At 62.9% G+C, this 16,339-nt stretch carries 14 protein-coding genes and 1 tRNA gene; 7 read left to right on the top strand and 8 right to left on the bottom strand.

Going from position 1 to position 16,339, the window contains the following annotated elements; genetic code table 11:
• Positions 1-57: 57 nt before the first annotated feature.
• From lapB to R2R70_RS16795, 3 genes are all read right to left on the bottom strand, one after another.
• Positions 58-1,236, bottom strand: coding sequence for a lipopolysaccharide assembly protein LapB (gene lapB / locus R2R70_RS16805; RefSeq protein ID WP_043335632.1), 1,179 nt, complete (start codon positions 1,234-1,236; stop codon positions 58-60).
• Positions 1,237-1,542 carry a lipopolysaccharide assembly protein LapA domain-containing protein gene (locus tag R2R70_RS16800; protein ID WP_054555462.1) on the bottom strand — a complete coding sequence of 102 codons (306 nt, stop codon included), beginning with the start codon at positions 1,540-1,542 and terminating at the stop codon, positions 1,237-1,239.
• 242 nt (positions 1,543-1,784) lie between these two features.
• Positions 1,785-2,081, bottom strand: coding sequence for an integration host factor subunit beta (locus tag R2R70_RS16795; RefSeq protein WP_043335630.1), 297 nt, complete (start codon positions 2,079-2,081; stop codon positions 1,785-1,787).
• A 269-nt stretch (positions 2,082-2,350) separates the two neighbouring features.
• Between R2R70_RS16795 and R2R70_RS16790 the strand changes: the two genes are divergently transcribed.
• On the top strand, positions 2,351-2,626 hold the full coding sequence (locus R2R70_RS16790; protein WP_043335628.1) for a succinate dehydrogenase assembly factor 2: 276 nt from the start codon (positions 2,351-2,353) through the stop codon (positions 2,624-2,626).
• Positions 2,586-3,464 carry a hypothetical protein gene (locus tag R2R70_RS16785; protein WP_410978562.1) on the top strand — a complete coding sequence of 293 codons (879 nt, stop codon included), beginning with the start codon at positions 2,586-2,588 and terminating at the stop codon, positions 3,462-3,464. The genes R2R70_RS16790 and R2R70_RS16785 overlap by 41 nt, the downstream gene beginning before the upstream one ends.
• A 5-nt stretch (positions 3,465-3,469) precedes the next feature.
• Here R2R70_RS16785 and nadB read toward each other — a convergent pair whose 3' ends face one another.
• The 3 genes from nadB to R2R70_RS16770 all read right to left on the bottom strand — a co-directional run bounded on the left by nadB (position 3,470) and on the right by R2R70_RS16770 (position 7,495).
• Positions 3,470-5,176, bottom strand: a complete 1,707-nt coding sequence (gene nadB, locus R2R70_RS16780; RefSeq protein ID WP_410978561.1) for an L-aspartate oxidase — start codon at positions 5,174-5,176, stop codon at positions 3,470-3,472.
• A complete protein-coding gene (locus R2R70_RS16775) occupies positions 5,173-6,492 on the bottom strand; it encodes an FUSC family protein (protein ID WP_410978560.1) in 1,320 nt (439 codons plus the stop codon). Before R2R70_RS16775 ends, nadB begins: the two co-directional genes overlap by 4 nt.
• 352 nt (positions 6,493-6,844) lie before the next feature.
• Positions 6,845-7,495 (bottom strand): peroxiredoxin-like family protein, encoded by a 651-nt coding sequence (locus R2R70_RS16770; RefSeq protein WP_410978559.1) that lies wholly within the window; start codon positions 7,493-7,495, stop codon positions 6,845-6,847.
• Between the two features lie 353 nt (positions 7,496-7,848).
• Here R2R70_RS16770 and R2R70_RS16765 point away from each other — a divergent pair, with 353 nt between their 5' ends.
• Complete coding sequence (locus R2R70_RS16765) at positions 7,849-9,240, top strand: class II fumarate hydratase (RefSeq protein ID WP_410978558.1); 1,392 nt, start codon at positions 7,849-7,851, stop codon at positions 9,238-9,240.
• Positions 9,241-9,343: 103 nt separating this feature from the next.
• Here R2R70_RS16765 and glpD read toward each other — a convergent pair whose 3' ends face one another.
• Both glpD and R2R70_RS16755 read right to left on the bottom strand, forming a co-directional pair.
• Positions 9,344-10,846 carry a glycerol-3-phosphate dehydrogenase gene (gene glpD, locus R2R70_RS16760; protein WP_153636254.1) on the bottom strand — a complete coding sequence of 501 codons (1,503 nt, stop codon included), beginning with the start codon at positions 10,844-10,846 and terminating at the stop codon, positions 9,344-9,346.
• A 605-nt stretch (positions 10,847-11,451) separates the two neighbouring features.
• Positions 11,452-12,243 carry a DeoR/GlpR family transcriptional regulator gene (locus R2R70_RS16755; protein WP_107336310.1) on the bottom strand — a complete coding sequence of 264 codons (792 nt, stop codon included), beginning with the start codon at positions 12,241-12,243 and terminating at the stop codon, positions 11,452-11,454.
• A gap of 471 nt (positions 12,244-12,714) precedes the next feature.
• On the opposite strand from R2R70_RS16755, the gene glpK reads away from it, so the two are divergent.
• The 4 genes from glpK (at position 12,715) to R2R70_RS16735 (ending at position 16,337) form a co-directional block, all read left to right on the top strand.
• Positions 12,715-14,247, top strand: coding sequence for a glycerol kinase GlpK (gene glpK, locus R2R70_RS16750; protein WP_348473312.1), 1,533 nt, complete (start codon positions 12,715-12,717; stop codon positions 14,245-14,247).
• 2 nt (positions 14,248-14,249) lie between these two features.
• A complete protein-coding gene (locus R2R70_RS16745; protein WP_052384798.1) occupies positions 14,250-14,972 on the top strand; it encodes an MIP/aquaporin family protein in 723 nt (240 codons plus the stop codon).
• Between the two features lie 216 nt (positions 14,973-15,188).
• Complete coding sequence (locus tag R2R70_RS16740) at positions 15,189-15,911, top strand: MIP/aquaporin family protein (RefSeq protein ID WP_279836059.1); 723 nt, start codon at positions 15,189-15,191, stop codon at positions 15,909-15,911.
• 352 nt (positions 15,912-16,263) lie between these two features.
• Positions 16,264-16,337: transfer RNA gene (locus tag R2R70_RS16735), tRNA-Val, on the top strand.
• Positions 16,338-16,339 lie beyond the last annotated feature (2 nt).

The raw sequence follows: 16,339 nt of genomic DNA, 5'->3' as shown, positions 1-16,339 counted from the left end.
TCGTTCTGGTGTCTGTGGTCTGTCTGTCTGCTGGTATCTGTCTAACAGCTGGCGCCGTTACTCGCCTTCCAGACCGGTGATCGGCTTGACCGTGCCCCAGTGACGACACTTCGGACATTGCCAGAGCAGCATCGAGGCTTCGAAGCCGCAGCGATGACAGCGATGGCGAGGACGCGCCTGGATCAGTTGCTGGGTATGACGCTTGAGCAGATTGAAACGCTCGGTCTCGCGCTCGTCGGCATCCAGCAGGTAGAGATCGAGCAGGTAGTCGACGCCGCGCAGGCTGGGGTGACGATGCAGCTGCTCGCTGGCGAAGCTGGCGGCGGCCTCGACGCCCTCGCGGCGCTCGATCAATTGCGCAAGGCTGATGACCGTCGTGGTGTAGGGCGCGCGCTCGACTTCCTGATGCAGCAGGCGCACCAGGCCACTCTCGTCATCCAGCATGCGAAAGGCGTTGCCCAGTGGCTCGAGGATGATAGGGGTGAAGCCGGTGTCCTGACGTGGAATGCGCTGCAGCAGGCGGATGCACTGCTTGTAGTTGGCATGATCGAATTCGATCTCGGCCAGCATCCAGTTGGCGCGGACGCATTTCTCGTCGGTGGAGAGTGCCTGCTTGAGGCGTTTGCGGGCCATCGCCTGACTGCCTTCGGCGATATCCAGCGCGGCCAGTTCGCAGTGCCAGTGGGCCGCCGCGCGGCGGATGCCGCCTTCCTGACGCAGGATGGCGTGGGCGACTTCGAGTGCGGCCTCCCATTCGCGTTCCCGCTCGAGGAGGTCGATCAACAGGCGGCGGCCGGCACGCCGATGGCTGTCGTGTTGCGCTTGCTTGAGGAGGGTTTCCAGCAGCTTCTCGGCGCGGTCATAGACACCGCTGCGCATGAAGTCGCGGGCCAGTTCCAGCTGGACACGCTCGCCCTGTTCGCTATCCAGGGCAGGGCGGGCCAGCAGGTTCTGGTGAATCTTGACGGCACGATCGACTTCGCCGCGACTGCGATAGAGATTGCCCAGCGCGATGTGGGTATCGACGGTGTCGCTGTTGACTTCCAGGGCCTGAACGAAGGTTTCGATGGCACGATCAGGCTGCTCGTTGAGCAGATGATTGAGGCCGACGAAGTAGTCGCGGGACAGGGTGGCAGGAGCCGGTGCTTGTTCATCGGGGCGACGATCACGCCGCCCCAGCCAGAATCCGATGGCGATGGCCGCCATCAGCAATCCCAGCAATATCAGATCAGGCATTTATGCCACTTCCTTGATCTCCTGGATGCGCAGTTGGTCCAGTTCCTTGCGTTGCTGCTGGTTGCGACGCTGGGCACGGGTCAACAGCGTGCGCAGGCGCAGGTACATGCCCGTCATCGCGACCATGCCAAGCACGACGCCGACGGCCAGCGAGAACAGCAGCCACATGGAAAGGGACGCAGCAGGCAGCTCTACCCAGATGAGGTCGAGGGGCACGGCTTGCTGGTTGTGAACGGCAAAGAGAATACCGACCAGCAGGACGATCAGCAGGATCACGGCCAGAACGAGACCTTTTAGCCAACGCATAACGGTTTCCTTGTCATGAAATGCAGTCGTGAATCATCTGGGAGCGAGTGTATCACTGCCCATCGCGCGAGTCTTGGCGGCGACGCCGTGAGGTGGGTGGTTGTCGTCTCTGGCATGACGGCTTGAGCAGATGTCGGCCGGCGCTGAGCCAGTCGGCCCCGTGACACCGGGTCTTCCTCTGCGGGCAGCGCTGTCAGTCAGCCGCGCCGTCGTCTTTGGCACTGTCATCAGTCGCGCTGTCGTCAATACCCCAGGGCGCGACTGGCATCGACCTGCTCGCGCAGCTCCTTGCCGGGCTTGAAGTGGGGGACGAACTTGCCATCCAGGTCCACCGGCTCACCGGTCTTGGGGTTGCGCCCCAGTCGTGGCTCACGGTAGTGCAGCGAGAAGCTGCCGAAACCGCGAATCTCGACGCGACCGCCGTGGGCCAGGGCGTCTGTCACATCATCGAGGATGATGCGAACCGCGGCCTCTACATCCTTGAGCGACAACTCAGGCTGTCGCATGGCTATCTGTTCGATCAGCTCGGACTTGGTCATCGGATCTCTCCATGCCTGCACCTTTCTCGCGAAAGGCGTTCGTGATGCGGCAGCCGGGCGACCTCTTGTCACCGGACAGGCACACGCATCCTTGTGATTGTTATCTCCTCAGCATAATGGGCAAATCCTGAGAAAACAACGCACTAGGGACATCATTGCCGATCACGGCACGGATTGCCAATTCCTGCCCGAGCGACGGGTCAACGGATGCCGCTGACGCCCCCCTCGGGTATACTGCGCGCATTGATGTGACGACTGAGGTTCAGGCAATGGAAGATGTGATTCGCAAGCGGCTTCATTGGCATTCGCGTCGCGGCATGTGGGAGCTCGATCTGCTGCTGCTGCCGTTTCTGGAGCAGCGTTTCGACGCCTTGAGCGAAGACGACAAGGCGCTCTATGTGCAGCTGCTGGCCGAAGAGGACCAGGATCTCTTCGTGTGGCTGATGAAGCGCGACCCGTGCGGCAATGCCGAGTACCAGCGCCTGATCAACATGGTGATCGCCAATGCCGAGAATGGCGAGCGCGATCAGTTCAAGGGCCTCTAGACAGGCGTTCGCGACCCACGCCAGCCTGCGCGTCGGGCTGTTGGCGGCGAGTCTCGCCTTGTGGGTCTGGCTTGCCGAGCTGGCGACTGGCCAGTTCGTTGTCAGTACGTGGTGGACCTGTCAGTGGCAATTTCTACGCAATGCCCTGCCTTTCGAGGCGGGGTATTGTGCGTTTGAGGGGCTCGCTCAGCTGCCGGATGGTGTCATGGCGCTGCTGAGCGTGTTGGGGCTGGGCTGGCTGCTGCAGGCCGTAGAGCTGGTGTCATGGTGGCGCCAGGCTCGGCGGCGCCTCAAGGACCCCGAGGCGCGAGTCTGGCTGGCCCTGGGGGGCAGCCTCTGCGCCGATGTGGCGCTTGCCAGCGGTGGCCAGGCGCCAGTGCCGGAGAACGAGGCTGAAGCCGAGAGTGAAGCAGAGAGCGAAGCCGAGACCGAAGTCAGCGACACCCCGCCTGCGTCAGAGGCACGCCATCGTCACCCGGAGATGCAGCTCTGCTGGTGGTGGGCCGATGGTGCCTCACGCAGCTGGCAGCCCGTCAACGTGCGCTGTCTGTGGTGCTCACCACGTCTGCTGGGGCTCGAGATCTCGCCGCAGGATTTCGGGCCCCAGGGGATGGGGCCACAGGGGATGGGGCTACAGGGCTTGAGAGCGCAGGACGCGGACCAGCAGCACCTGAAAACCCAGCAGGTGTGGCTGTGGCCGGATAGCGCCTCCAGCGAAGACCTTCACCAGCTGCGGCTGTGGTTGCTGTGGCCGCCCTTGCCGCATGGCTTGCCGCGTCAGCCGCCGCCATTGGAGACCCTGCGGCGCGTCGCTGCCCAGGGAGACCACCTACGCTGAACCGCTCAGATCGCGGCAGCGAAGGCCGAGAGCCGAATGACGCTATCGCGGGCACGCGGCGCCGGCATCGGGAAGTCGCGGATGAAGTGCAGGCCACGTGACTCATGGCGCTGATGGGCGCTGAGCAGCAACAGCGGTGCCAGTGTCAAGGCCTGATAGAGCGCCAGATGATCGAGCCCTGCACGCGGCGCTGAAGCTTGCCTGTGCTGCTCGGTCTCCGCCGTTTGCTCCGCCTCCAGCGAGACCCACTGCGCTATCTGCTTCAACGCCTCCCTCAGGCCGTGCTGGCTGCGCTCGATCCCCGCTTGCAGACTCATCAGCTGGCGCAAGCTTTGCAGGCGCGTGCGCGCCTCGTCGGCGCTCAGATGCATCACGCAGCGCCAGACCTGACCATTGTCGGCAAGCTGTGTGAGCAGGGCGGCGTGCTGCGGCATCAGCGAGTCGAGCGTGCTCATCAGGCGTGGCTCGTCGGCGCGGCGCGGCTGCCCCAGCGCTTCACCACAGGCGCGCGCCTGCACCAGGCACTCGAGCAGCGAGTTGCTGGCCATGCGGTTGGCGCCGTGCAGGCCCGTGCAGGCGACTTCGCCGATGGCCCACAGGCCCGGCAGGTCGCTGGCGCCATCCAGTCCGGTGGCGATGCCGCCGCAGCTGTAGTGGGCGGCAGGGACGACGGGAATCGGTGCATGACGAATATCGATCCCGCGTGCCAGGCAGTGCTCGGCGATGGTCGGGAAGTGATGCTCGATGGCCTCGGCCCCCAGCGCGCTGATATCCAGACAGACATGCTCGAGGCCGTGCGTGCGCATCTCGGCGAGGATGGCACGTGCCACGACATCACGCGGCGCCAGCTCCAGGCGCGGATCATGATCGGCCATGAAGCGATGCCCATCCGGGCGCAGCAGCAGTCCCCCTTCGCCCCGTACCGCCTCGGAGATCAAAAAGGGCGTGCCATCGGGGTCATACAGGCAGGTGGGATGAAACTGCTGGAACTCCAGGTTCATCAGGCTGGCGCCGGCGCGAGTCGCCATCGCCATGCCATCACCGACGCTGGCGCTCGGGCTAGTGGCGTGGGCGAACAGGCCGCTGGCACCGCCGGTGGCCAGTACCAGGTCATTGGCCGCCAGCCATTGGCGCTGGCCCGTGCCGTCCATCACCCACAGACCGCTGGCGCGGCCGGCGTTGACCGCGATGTCGACCGCCAGCAGGTCTTCGAGAATCTCGATGTTCGGGTGGGCTTCGACGTGGGCGCTGAGCGTATCGAGCAACGCCCGCCCGGTGGCGTCGGCGGCGTGGATGATGCGGCGGCGACCATGCCCCCCTTCACGGGTGAGGTGGAAGGGGTAGCTGGCGTCGGCGTCGGCCGGGGTGAAGGGCACGCCAAGCGCGATCAGCCATTCGATGGCCTCCCGCGAGTGACCGACGGTGAAGCGCACCGCACGCTCGTTGCACAGGCCATCGCCGGCAATCAGGGTGTCGGCGACATGGGATTCCACATCGTCCTCGGGCGCCAGCACCGCCGCGATACCGCCCTGCGCCCAGCGGCTGGCACCCTGTGCCTCACGCGCCGGACGCAACAGCGTGACGCGGCGGGTACGCGGGCCGGGGGGCAGGCGATTGGCGAGGCTGAGTGCCAGGGTCAAACCTGCCGCGCCGCCACCGACGATCAGCACGTCATGCTGGCTTGCGGGAGTCACTCCGGATACTGAGTTCATGTGTCTTTCCTGGCAGTCTCATTGCCGGCCGAGTCCGGCTGGTGCCTGTCGTGGCGGTCTGGCTCATCGCTGCTGTTGTCACTGATGCTGTCATCACTCGCCGGCGCTTTGCTGGCCGGCGCTTTGCCGACCGAAGAGTGATGCTCGCCAGCGCTGTTCTCGCGCCTGGTGGGGGCTGCCGTATCGCCCGGTGTCGGGTCTTCGGGCAGGAAGAGGCGGCGTGCATCACTGATCAGGCCATGGCCCGGCAGTCGGCGTTGCAGGCGCTGGCTCGGCAGGCGCTCCAGCAAGGCCAGGCGCTCGCCCAGGGCTTCGGTCAGGCGTGCCAGTTCGCGGTTGAGCCACAGGTAGCCTGCCGGGCTGAACAGCGCGCGGCCGTTGCGGCTCTCGACATTGCGAACATCGGCATAGCGTTGCAGGTCGAAGGGCGTCACCGTCAGCTCGATGCTCTGGCCGGTGCGCACCTGAAAGGCCAGGGTCCCCAGGGCGCGGGCCAGACGATGCTGGGCATCGCGCAGGCCATCCAGCCCCTCGATGAATTCATGCCCCTCGCGGGTGTTCCAGTGGGTTTCCTGCAGCAGCTCGATGGTCGAGATCATGCGGCGCTCGAAGGACAGGATTTCCTCGATGTCGGCACGATTGATGCGACCTTCCTGAGCGACGGCATCGACCAGTCCGCGCTGCTTGACCAGCTGTGCCGAGGTGGCACGCACCAGCGCGAGCCCCTCATTGACGCCCTCACGCTCGGCCTTGGTATGGCCGTGGTAGAGACGTGCCAGCTTGTCGAGGTTGTCGGCCAGCAGGAAGCGGAAGACATCCGTCGCCTTCTGGGGCAGCAGCACCATGCTGACCACGATGCTGATCAGGGTGCCCAGCACCACATTGAAGACGCGCCATAGCCCGATGCCGAGATCATGATTGCCATCACCGATCACCATCAGCAGCGTGACGCAGAACAGCAGTGAGCTGTAGCCATAGCGATTGCTGAAGGTGGCGTTCAGCGCCAGGGCGATGCCGACGATGCTCCAGAAGGGCACCACGCCCGGTAGCGGCTCGGCGACCAGAATCAATATCAGGCCCCACAGGCCGCCAAGCAGGGTGCCGACCAGACGTTGCCAGCCCTTGTCGATGACACCGCCGACGTGGGGCAGGTTGCCCATGACCATCACGGTACTGACCAATGCCCAGGAACTGTGCGGCAGGCTGAACAGTTCGATGGTGGAAAAGCACAGCGTCAGGGCGACGGTCACGCGCAGGATATGCAGGCGCTGGCGGTGCAGATAGGTGAAGTAAGGGTTGTGCGAGAACCATTTCATCGGGCGTATCTCACTGTGCTTGTCATGAGGAAGAGGCTACCCGAGGGCGAAAGGGTTCAGTCATCGTGAACGAGAATGAGGTGAACATCTGGAGCGACAGGGTCCCGTGGCTGGAGAAGATGAGGTGATGGTCGACATTGATGTAAATGCAGTGGAGGCGTGGAATCTCCACTGCGCTGCTGATTCAGGCTCGAGGTGGCTCAAGGCTGCGGTGGCGCAAGACCATGGTGGTTCAAGACTGTAGTGATTCAAGACTGTCGCGGTTCAAGACTGCTGCCTCTCACGCGGGAGATATTACCCCAGACGCCGGCGGTGGCTGGCGTCTGGGGAGCATCAAGTGCCTATGAGGGTGTCAGGCGAGCTCTTTCAAGGCGTTGACGATATCTTCGGGTTCCGAGCGTGTCCGGTAATCGACATCGACATGACGCCAGCTCACGGTTCTGTCCTGTGCGATGACGAAGGTTGCCGGGATAGGCAATACACTGCCATCCCCGTTGTTGATGGCATCCAGATCGAGTTCACGGTCCACGCGCATGTGCTCCATCAGATAGTCCGGCACCTTCCAGGCGACGCCATAGCGAGAGGCGACCTCTGCGTCCTGGTCTGACAACACGTGGAACTGCATCTCATCGATCTCGGTGGCGGAGAGCGAGTCATCCGGCACCTGTGGGCTGATGGCGACCAACTGTGCGCCGTGAGCACGAATGTCATCGAGTCGCTCATTCAGGGCTCTCAGCTGCAAGCTGCAGTAGGGGCACCAGTCACCACGATAGAAGGTGACCACGACCGGGCCTGATTCGAGCAATTCCTCGAGAGACACTGCCTGGCCTGCGGCGTTGGGCAGCGCGAACCCGGGTGCCTTCTCGCTCACGGAGAGAGCATTCGCACCCTGTTGCAAAGCCTTGGCGTTTTCGATGATCTCATCGACATTCTTCATGAAATCAGGCTTGGCCTGGCGCCCAGCTTCAACCTTCGCTTCAGTCTGCTCTTTCAGGCTTTTCATGCTGTCCTCGCTAAGGTGGTAGTGGGCCGCTGGAAAGGGCCAGCCATAGGCCCTCGCACGCTCGGTAGTGTAACCGAGGCCCCGTCTTGCGTAACAGAGGATTGGTGACAAGCCATCTTGCAAGCGTGCGTCCGCGCCGTTGCAGGGCGGGTGATGACGGAGCCCGGTAATGAATGTGTAATTGTTATTGATAATCACTACCATCAAGCGGCTTGATTGGTATCCTGTGCGTCCCCAAGTGATCATCAGGGGATCGAAGCTGGCGATCAGGTCATTGATCAAGTTGTTGCCAGCCGCCCATCAGTGACGCCAGCCAGGTGCGACGTCATATGCAACAGCACAGGGAGACAAGCATGAGCAGCCAGACCCGCCGTGAACGCGACAGCATGGGTGAACTCGAAGTGCCGGCCAGCGCACTCTATGGCGCCCAGACTCAGCGAGCGGTCGACAACTTCCCCGTCAGCGGCCAGTCGTTGCCTGCTGCCTTCATTCGTGCCGTGGCGCGTATCAAGCTGGCCGCCGCCGAGGTCAACCGTGACCTGGAGCTGCTGGATGACGTGCGTGCCGAGGCGATCATCAAGGCGGCGCGGCAGATCATCGACGGCGAACATGCCGATCAATTCCCGGTCGATGTCTTCCAGACCGGTTCCGGCACCTCGACCAACATGAACGTCAACGAGGTGCTGACGCAGCTTGCCAATCAGCATCTTGGCGACAAGGACGTGACCGTCGGCGCCAACGACCACGTCAACATGGGCCAGTCGAGCAATGATGTCATCCCGACGGCGATCCATCTGTCCGCCGTCATCGCTGTCTCGGACACCCTGTTGCCGGCGCTGCGCCATCTGCATGAGGTGATCTCCCGCAAGGCCTCTGAAGTGGACGACGTCGTCAAGACCGGTCGCACTCACCTGATGGATGCGATGCCGATTCGCATGAGTCAGGAGCTGGGTGCCTGGCAGGCGCAGGTCGGGCAGGCTATCGAGCGTATCGAGCAGGTGCTGCCGCGCCTCGAGCGCCTCGCCCAGGGCGGCACCGCCGTCGGCAGTGGCATCAACGCGCATCCGGAATTCGCCGAGCGCATTGCCGACCGCCTCTCGCACCAGATTGGCCATGCCTTCCGTCCCGCCGAGAGCTTCTTCGCGGCGCTGTCCTCCCAGGACACGGCAGTCGAGCTCTCCGGCCATCTGCGTACCTACGCCGTGGCGATGATGAAGATCAGCAACGACCTGCGCTGGATGAATTCCGGCCCGCTGGCAGGGCTGGGCGAGATCGAGCTTGAGGCTCTGCAGCCGGGCAGCTCCATCATGCCGGGCAAGGTCAATCCGGTGATTCCCGAGGCGGCCGCCCAGGTGGCGGCGCAGGTGATGGGCAATGACGCCACCATCGGCATCGCCGGGCAGAGCGGCAACTTCCAGCTCAATGTCATGCTGCCGCTGATCGCCAACAACCTGCTGTCCTCGATCACGCTGAGTGCCAATGTCAGCCGCCTGCTGGCGGACAAGGCCATTGCCACCTTCAACGTGCGCCAGGACAACATCGAGGCACCGCTGGCCAAGAACCCGATTCTGGTCACGGCGCTCAATCCGGTGATCGGTTACAACGAGGCGGCGCGAGTGGCCAAGGTGGCCTATCAGGCCGGGCGTCCGATTCTGGATGTGGCCGAGGAAGAGACTGAACTGTCACGCGAGGAGCTGGAGCGTCTGCTCGACCCGGCCAAGCTGACGGCGGGCGGTATCCAGTAAGTCGTCAATACATGACCTAAAATTCCGCCTGTCCCTGAACGAAAAGCCCGCCCCTCCGGCAAGGAGGGGCGGGCTTTTTTGCTGCTGGCTCAGCCGGTTTTCATCAGGCGGCGCGTGCCAGCAGGCGTTCCTTGAGGTAGTCGCCGATGCGCGTCTTCTGCTCATCGCTCAGGCGCAGCGTCAGCTTGGTGCGGCGCCAGACGACATCCTGCACCTCACGCGCCCATTCGTGCTCGACCAGGTAGTCGATCTCGGCGGCGCTCAGGCCGGCGCCGAAGTCCTCGCCCAGCTCCGCCTCGCTCTTCTTGCCGTCGAGGAAGTGCAGGCACAGGCTGCCGTAGCTTGAGGCGAAGCGTCGGGCGCGTGCTTCGCCGAGGAACGGGTAGTCGCGCTGCAGCTGGCGGGTGAAGGCTGCGCGGCTCTCGATATCGCCACCGGGCAGGGCCTTCTCGTGGGTCCACGGCTCGCCCATGCTCGGCAGCAGCGGCTTGAGGTCTTCGAGTGCCGACTCGGCCAGCTTGCGATAGGTGGTGATCTTGCCGCCGAAGATGGACAGCATCGGTGCGCCGCTGTCATCCAGGTGCAGGGTGTAATCACGCGTCATCGCGGACGGGTCTGCCGACTCGTCGTCACACAGCGGGCGCACGCCGGAGAAGGTCGAGACCACGTCCTCGCGGCTCAGCTTGCGCTTGAAGTGATGGTTGACCACCTCGAGCATGTAGTCGGTCTCATCGCTGGAGCAGGCCACCTCGGAGGGGTCGCCCTTGTAGCGCACATCGGTGGTGCCGATCAGGCTGAAGTCTTCCTGATAGGGCAGCACGAAGACGATGCGCTTGTCCTTGTTCTGCAGGATGAAGGCGCGGTCATCGGTGTTGATGCGCGGCACGATCAGGTGGCTGCCCTGGATCATGCGGATGCCGTAGCGCGGCGTGCGTTCGGTGGCGCCCTTGATGAAGGACTCCACCCAAGGGCCTGCCGCATTCACCAGGGTGCGTGCGCGGCGGATGAAGGTCTCGCCGCTGCTGACATCTTCAAGTGTCAGCTCCCAGTGGCCCTCGACATCACGGGCGCCGACACAGCGGGTGCCCGTCATGATCTCGGCGCCTTGCTCGCGCGCCTGCAGCGCATTGGTGATGACCAGACGGGCATCATCGACCCAGCAATCCGAGTATTCGAAGCCCTGATTGATCTCGCTGACCAGCGGGCTCTGCTCGCCGAACTTGAGGCCCTTGGAGGCTGGCAGGGTCTCGCGCTTGCCGATGTGGTCATACAGGAACAGGCCCGCACGAATCATCCACGCCGGACGCAGATGCGGCTGGTGCGGCAGGATGAAGCGCAGCGGCCAGATGATATGCGGTGCCTTCTTGAGCAGTACCTCGCGCTCCTGCAGGGCCTCGCGCACCAGACGGAATTCGTAGTGCTCCAGATAGCGCAAGCCGCCGTGGATCAGCTTGCTGCTGGCGGAGGAGGTCGCGCTGGCGAGGTCGTTCTGCTCGCACAGGGCCACGCTCAGGCCACGGCCGCTGGCATCGTTGGCGATACCGGCGCCATTGATGCCGCCGCCGATGATGAAGAGGTCAAGAAGTGCATCGTTGTCGCGGGACATGGGCTGCTCCTGCTCGTGCCCGGCGCTACCGGGTGGGGCGAATGAGTCTGCACCGGCAAGGTGCGCGATAATAGGTTTTCGAAAGTGAACATAGCTTAGCAAAAGTCGAACATCAAGGGGATTCTTCTGCGCTGATGGCTTTCGGAAGTGATCATTTGGGCGAGTGTCTGGCAACCGAGGATTGCCTGATATTCAACCTGTTGTCTTGCCGGTGTTTTTTTCTCAGTCTCTGATCATGGCGTGACATTTTCATGAAGCGCCTGGCTGTCATGTTGCCGCGCGGGCGGCGCAGACGATGCCCGCAGTGACTGATCAAGCGTCCTGACAGGTTATACGGAGACGAAGCGGTGCCGCTGGGCAGCGCACAGTCATCAACTGGGTAGCTTTCGTGATATGCGAGGTTCATCGGTGCAAAGGGGGGAAAGGGGGGGAAAGGGGGCTAGGAGGAAAGGAGGAAAGGGGGAAAGGGGCCGAGGAATAAGGGGGCGAGAGCCGGGCCAGGCCGCACGTCGGCGTATTGCCTGGCCCCTTGGTTGCGCGATGACCTGATTGCGCGATGACTTGTTGGTGAAGCGACTAGTGGGTTGGGTGGCGCATCCTGGTGCTCAAGCGTCGCCAGTCTCACCCGGCGACTCGTCACCGGCGACATGCAGCGCGACTTCGTGCTGACGCATCAGGGTCAGGATGCTTTCCGGGGGCTGGATATCGGTGAAGAGCGCATCGAGCTGACTCAGGTTGCCCTGGCGCACGACCGCATTGCGCTGGAACTTGGAGTGATCCGCGATCAGGAAGACCTGGCGTGAGTTGTGGATGATCGCCTGGGCGACACGCACTTCCTGATAGTCGAATTCCAGCAGCGAGCCATCTTCATCGATGCCGCTGATGCCAATGATCCCGAAGTCGACCTTGAACTGGTTGATGAAGTCGATGGTTGCCTCGCCGATGATGCCGCCATCGCGGGAACGCACCATGCCGCCGGCCACGATGACATTGAAATCCTCCTTGTGCTGGAGGATGGCCGCCACGTTCAGGTTGTTGGTGATGACCTCAAGCCCATGGTGATCACACAGCGCCTCGGCCACCATCTCGTTGCTGGTGCCGATGTTGATGAACAGCGAGGCGTGGTCAGGAATCTGCCTGGCCAGGGCCGCCGCCATGCGCCGCTTGGCGCCCAGGTTCAATGTCTTGCGGGTGCTGTAGGCGGTGCTGACGGTACTGGACTCAAGCCCCGCGCCCCCGTGCACGCGCTTGAGCGCGCCGGCCTCGGACAGCTGATTGAGGTCGCGACGAATGGTCTGTGGCGTGACCTCGAAGTGACTGGCCAGCTGCTCGATGGAGGCATATCCCTGACGCGTGATCAGTTCGACAATGGCGCGATGGCGCTTTGGCTGCATCATCCTGCTCTCTTGTTGTCAGCGGCTTGCGGATAGTGAGTTCACTTCATGTCAGGAAGCGCACATCACGGTTGCCGTTGGGGAGTGGGGTCGTCCAGTGAGGGTACATCCTAATCCAACAGGGGGGCGTCAGTGCAATTTGACGAATGGCGTCAAGGTGTTGCGAAGCTGCAACAGGCCATGTCGGCGCATTGGGCATGAGACCAAGGTACAATGATATTGATTGGTAATACGTTTGTGATAGCGCGCATTTGGCGCTAACGTTTGCAGCGATATTCAAAGACGAACATTTCGTGTTCGGTTGTGATGGTTCAAGAGGAAGTGTTCTCGCTGCGCCTGCCAAGCGTGAAGAGGACAAAGCCAACCCGCTTTCTCCTGTCGCCCTCACATGATACCCGAGCCAATATAGTGAAGTACCGCAGTCTCCGCTGACGTGTACTCTCAGAAGCAGCCTCGAAGCCAAGGACAGTCATAATGTCTAGCCCCAAGCCAGAGAAAGACTCTCGCGTCGATGGACCCACGCGCATTCTCGCGATCGACCAGGGTACCACCAGCTCCCGCGCCATCCTGTTCGATCGTGAAGGGACGGTGACAGGTCTGGCCCAGGAAGAATTCCCGCAGCATTTCCCGGACAGCGGGTGGGTCGAGCACAACGTCGATGATATCTGGGGGTCGGTGAAGCGCACCGTGCGTCAGTCGCTGATCAACACCAATGTCGGCGCCGAGCAGGTGGCCGCCATCGGGATCACCAACCAGCGTGAGACCACCATCGTCTGGGACCGCGAGACCGGCGTGCCGGTCTACAACGCCATCGTCTGGCAGGACCGTCGCACCCACGAGTACTGTCGTGAGCTTTCCGATGCCGGTCATGGTGACATGATCCAGCAGAAGACCGGTTTGCTGATCGACCCATATTTCTCCGCGACCAAGCTGCGCTGGATTCTCGAGAATGTCGAAGGCGTTCGCGCACGTGCCGAGAAAGGCGAGCTGGCCTTCGGTACCGTCGACAGCTACCTGATCTGGAAGCTGACCGCTGGCAAGCGTCACGTCACCGATGCCACCAACGCCTCGCGTACTTGCCTGTTCAACATCGTCGATCAGTGCTGGGACAGCGAGCTGCTGGAGCTGTTCGGTATCCCGGAAAGCCTGCTGCCGCAAGTGCTGGATTCCAGTGATGATTTCGGCACCACCGACCCGCAGCTGTTCGGTGCGGCGATGCCGATTCGCGGCGTGGCCGGCGATCAGCAGGCGGCGCTGGTCGGTCAGGCCTGCTTCACGCCCGGCATGAGCAAGAGCACCTATGGCACCGGCTGCTTCATGATCATGAACACCGGCGAGAAGATGGAGCTGTCCCGCAATCGTCTGCTGACCACGGTGGGCTATCGCCTCAATGGCAAGCCGACCTATGCCATGGAAGGCAGCATCTTCGTGGCGGGCGCTACCGTGCAGTGGCTGCGTGATGGCCTGAAGCTGTTTTCCGATGCCTCCGAGACCGAACCGCTGGCGCGTGCGGCCAAGGCCGATCACGGCGTCTACATGGTGCCGGCCTTCACTGGCCTGGGAGCACCGCACTGGGACCCGCAGGCGCGAGGCGCGATTCTGGGGCTGACCCGTGGCACCGGCATCACCGATATCGTGGCGGCCGGCCTGCAGTCGGTGTGCTATCAGACGCGTGACCTGCAGGAGTGCATGCTGGATGACGTGACCATCAACTGCGCGAATCTGCGCGTGGATGGCGGCATGGTCAGCAACAACTGGGTGATGCAGTTCCTGTCTGACATGCTGGGCGTGAAGGTGGATCGTCCGCGCGTGCTGGAAACCACGGCGCTGGGCGTCGCGTATCTGGCCGGCCTGCATATCGGCTGGTATGAAAGCCTGGATGAGATCAGCGAGCTGTGGCATTGCGAGCGTACCTTCGCGCCGGAAATGGCGGAAGAGCAGCGTGAGCGCCTCTACGCCGGTTGGCTGGAAGCGGTGGAAAGAGTGAAAAGCGACGGAGGCCACTGAGCATGTGGACCGATGTCATGACAGGCGAGTTTCTCGGCTGTCTGTTCCTTATCCTGTTCGGCGGTGGCGTGGTCGCCAATGTGGTGTTGTCTGACACCAAGGGCAATGGTTCCGGCTGGATCGTGATCACCACCGGCTGGGGCTTTGCCGTGATGATCGGCGTGTTCGTGGCCGTCTCGACCGGCTCGCCCCAGGCGGACCTCAATCCGGCGGTGACGCTGGCCAAGTATCTGCTCGGGGTACATGCCACCCTCATGGATGTGGCGCGGCATGTCATCGCGCAGATGCTGGGTTGTTTCGCCGGTGCCGTGATGGTGTGGCTGGCCTATCTGCCGCACTGGAAGCGCACCAGTGATGCTGGCCTCAAGCGGGCGGTGTTCTGCACGGACCCGGCAGTCGAGTGTCGTCTGGGCAACATGCTCAGCGAAGTGATCGGGACCGTGGTGCTGATCTTCGGTATCGGTGCCATCGTCGGTTCCGGCACCATCAGCGCTGGCCTGCTGCCGTATCTGGTCGGCATGCTGGTATGGGCCATCGGCCTCTCGCTGGGTGGCGCGACCGGTTATGCCATCAACCCGGCACGTGATCTGGGCCCGCGTATCGCGCACTCCTTGTTGCCGATCCACGGCAAGGGCGCCTCCGGCTGGGGGTATGCCTGGGTGCCGATCGCCGGCCCCCTGGCGGGGGCCTTGATCGCGGCCTCGATGTGGCATCTGCTGCTGTAACAAATCCTTGCCGCAATCCGCTGGAGCAGCCCCCTGCACCTGTGGCACTGTAGCCTGACTTCGCCCCGTCCCTCGACGGGGCGAAGTCATTTCGGGTCTCCGCCTTTTCTTGCCATCACCCGGCGATAGCACCACTCCATCGTCATGGGGCGCGTTCGTGCGGGCGAGAGGTGGCGGTAGACGACTGACAGGGGGCAAGTGGCGGAGGTCATCAAGATGTGGACTGACGTCATGACGGGCGAGTTTCTGGGTACCACCTTCATGATTCTGCTGGGAGGTGGCGTGGTCGCCAATGCGATGCTTAGGGGCACCAAGGGAGCGGGTTCCAGCTGGTTGATGATCAATGCCGGCTGGGGATTTGCCGTGATGGTCGGGGTGCTGGTCTCGACCTCGACAGGGTCGCCCTACGGCGATCTCAATCCGGCGGTGACGATCGCGAAATACCTGCTGGGCGTGCATACCGACGAGCTCAAGGTCGCCAGGATGATGCTGGCGGAGCTGCTGGGCTGCTTCATGGGGGCGGTGCTGGTGTGGGCGGCCTATTACCCGCATTGGGAGGTGACCCGAGACCCGCTGCGTAAACGCGCGGTCTTCTGTACTGATCCGGCAGTGGCCAACAAGACGGCCAATGTCATCAGTGAAGCGATCGCGACGGTGGTGCTCATCTTCGCCATCGGTAGCATGGTCGACAGCGCGCTGATCACCGATCAGGCGCTGCCGTATCTGATCGGTGTGCTGGTCTGGGCGATCGGCCTGTCGCTGGGTGGGCCGACCGGCAACGCGATGAACCCGGCGCGTGACCTGGCGCCGCGCATCGCGCATTGGGTGTTGCCGATTGCCGGCAAGGGCAGTTCGGGCTGGCAGTATGCCTGGGTACCGATTGCCGGTCCCTTGCTGGGGGCGGTGTTGGCAGCTGCGCTGCGTCGGGTCTTCCTCTAGCCGTCGAGGTGCCGCAGCTAGTCATTGTCGTGTCCGTGCGCTGCCAGCCAACCTTGTGTCATTCGGCAAGAGTGGCTGGCGGTGCCGGGCAGAGCAGGGCAGATCAGATCAGACCGGGTGAGTTCTTTTCAGGCCTGGCCGCGATGACGTGCCTTGCTTGCGTGCCGCGCGCGCAGCCGGTCCGTGCCTGCTCTGTGCCCGTTCTTTTTACCTGATCATGGCAAGGCGGAATGGCGAGAAATTTTTTTATCATCAGGGGGTTGCATCAAAACGGGAGTTGCGTAGAATACGTCCTCGCTGACAGGGCAAAGCACTTCGCATCACACTGCTTCGCATTTCAGCATGCTGACACAGGACCATAGCTCAGTTGGTTAGAGCGCCACGTTGACATCGTGGAGGTCGGCGGTTCAAATCCGCCTGGTCCTACC

It is taken from the genome of Cobetia sp. SIMBA_158, from assembly GCF_046566945.1.
Classification (GTDB): domain Bacteria; phylum Pseudomonadota; class Gammaproteobacteria; order Pseudomonadales; family Halomonadaceae; genus Cobetia; species Cobetia amphilecti.
This window is presented reverse-complemented; position numbering and strand designations above follow the sequence as displayed.

What these genes read in the sequence shown, in the direction of transcription:
- lapB (WP_043335632.1), bottom strand. Translation starts at nt 1,236, where the DNA reads ATGCCTGATCTGATATTGCTGGGATTGCTGATGGCGGCCATCGCCATC.
- R2R70_RS16800 (WP_054555462.1), bottom strand. Translation starts at nt 1,542, where the DNA reads ATGCGTTGGCTAAAAGGTCTCGTTCTGGCCGTGATCCTGCTGATCGTC.
- R2R70_RS16795 (WP_043335630.1), bottom strand. Translation starts at nt 2,081, where the DNA reads ATGACCAAGTCCGAGCTGATCGAACAGATAGCCATGCGACAGCCTGAG.
- R2R70_RS16790 (WP_043335628.1), top strand. Translation starts at nt 2,351, where the DNA reads ATGGAAGATGTGATTCGCAAGCGGCTTCATTGGCATTCGCGTCGCGGC.
- R2R70_RS16785 (WP_410978562.1), top strand. Translation starts at nt 2,586, where the DNA reads ATGCCGAGAATGGCGAGCGCGATCAGTTCAAGGGCCTCTAGACAGGCG.
- nadB (WP_410978561.1), bottom strand. Translation starts at nt 5,176, where the DNA reads ATGAACTCAGTATCCGGAGTGACTCCCGCAAGCCAGCATGACGTGCTG.
- R2R70_RS16775 (WP_410978560.1), bottom strand. Translation starts at nt 6,492, where the DNA reads ATGAAATGGTTCTCGCACAACCCTTACTTCACCTATCTGCACCGCCAG.
- R2R70_RS16770 (WP_410978559.1), bottom strand. Translation starts at nt 7,495, where the DNA reads ATGAAAAGCCTGAAAGAGCAGACTGAAGCGAAGGTTGAAGCTGGGCGC.
- R2R70_RS16765 (WP_410978558.1), top strand. Translation starts at nt 7,849, where the DNA reads ATGAGCAGCCAGACCCGCCGTGAACGCGACAGCATGGGTGAACTCGAA.
- glpD (WP_153636254.1), bottom strand. Translation starts at nt 10,846, where the DNA reads ATGTCCCGCGACAACGATGCACTTCTTGACCTCTTCATCATCGGCGGC.
- R2R70_RS16755 (WP_107336310.1), bottom strand. Translation starts at nt 12,243, where the DNA reads ATGATGCAGCCAAAGCGCCATCGCGCCATTGTCGAACTGATCACGCGT.
- glpK (WP_348473312.1), top strand. Translation starts at nt 12,715, where the DNA reads ATGTCTAGCCCCAAGCCAGAGAAAGACTCTCGCGTCGATGGACCCACG.
- R2R70_RS16745 (WP_052384798.1), top strand. Translation starts at nt 14,250, where the DNA reads ATGTGGACCGATGTCATGACAGGCGAGTTTCTCGGCTGTCTGTTCCTT.
- R2R70_RS16740 (WP_279836059.1), top strand. Translation starts at nt 15,189, where the DNA reads ATGTGGACTGACGTCATGACGGGCGAGTTTCTGGGTACCACCTTCATG.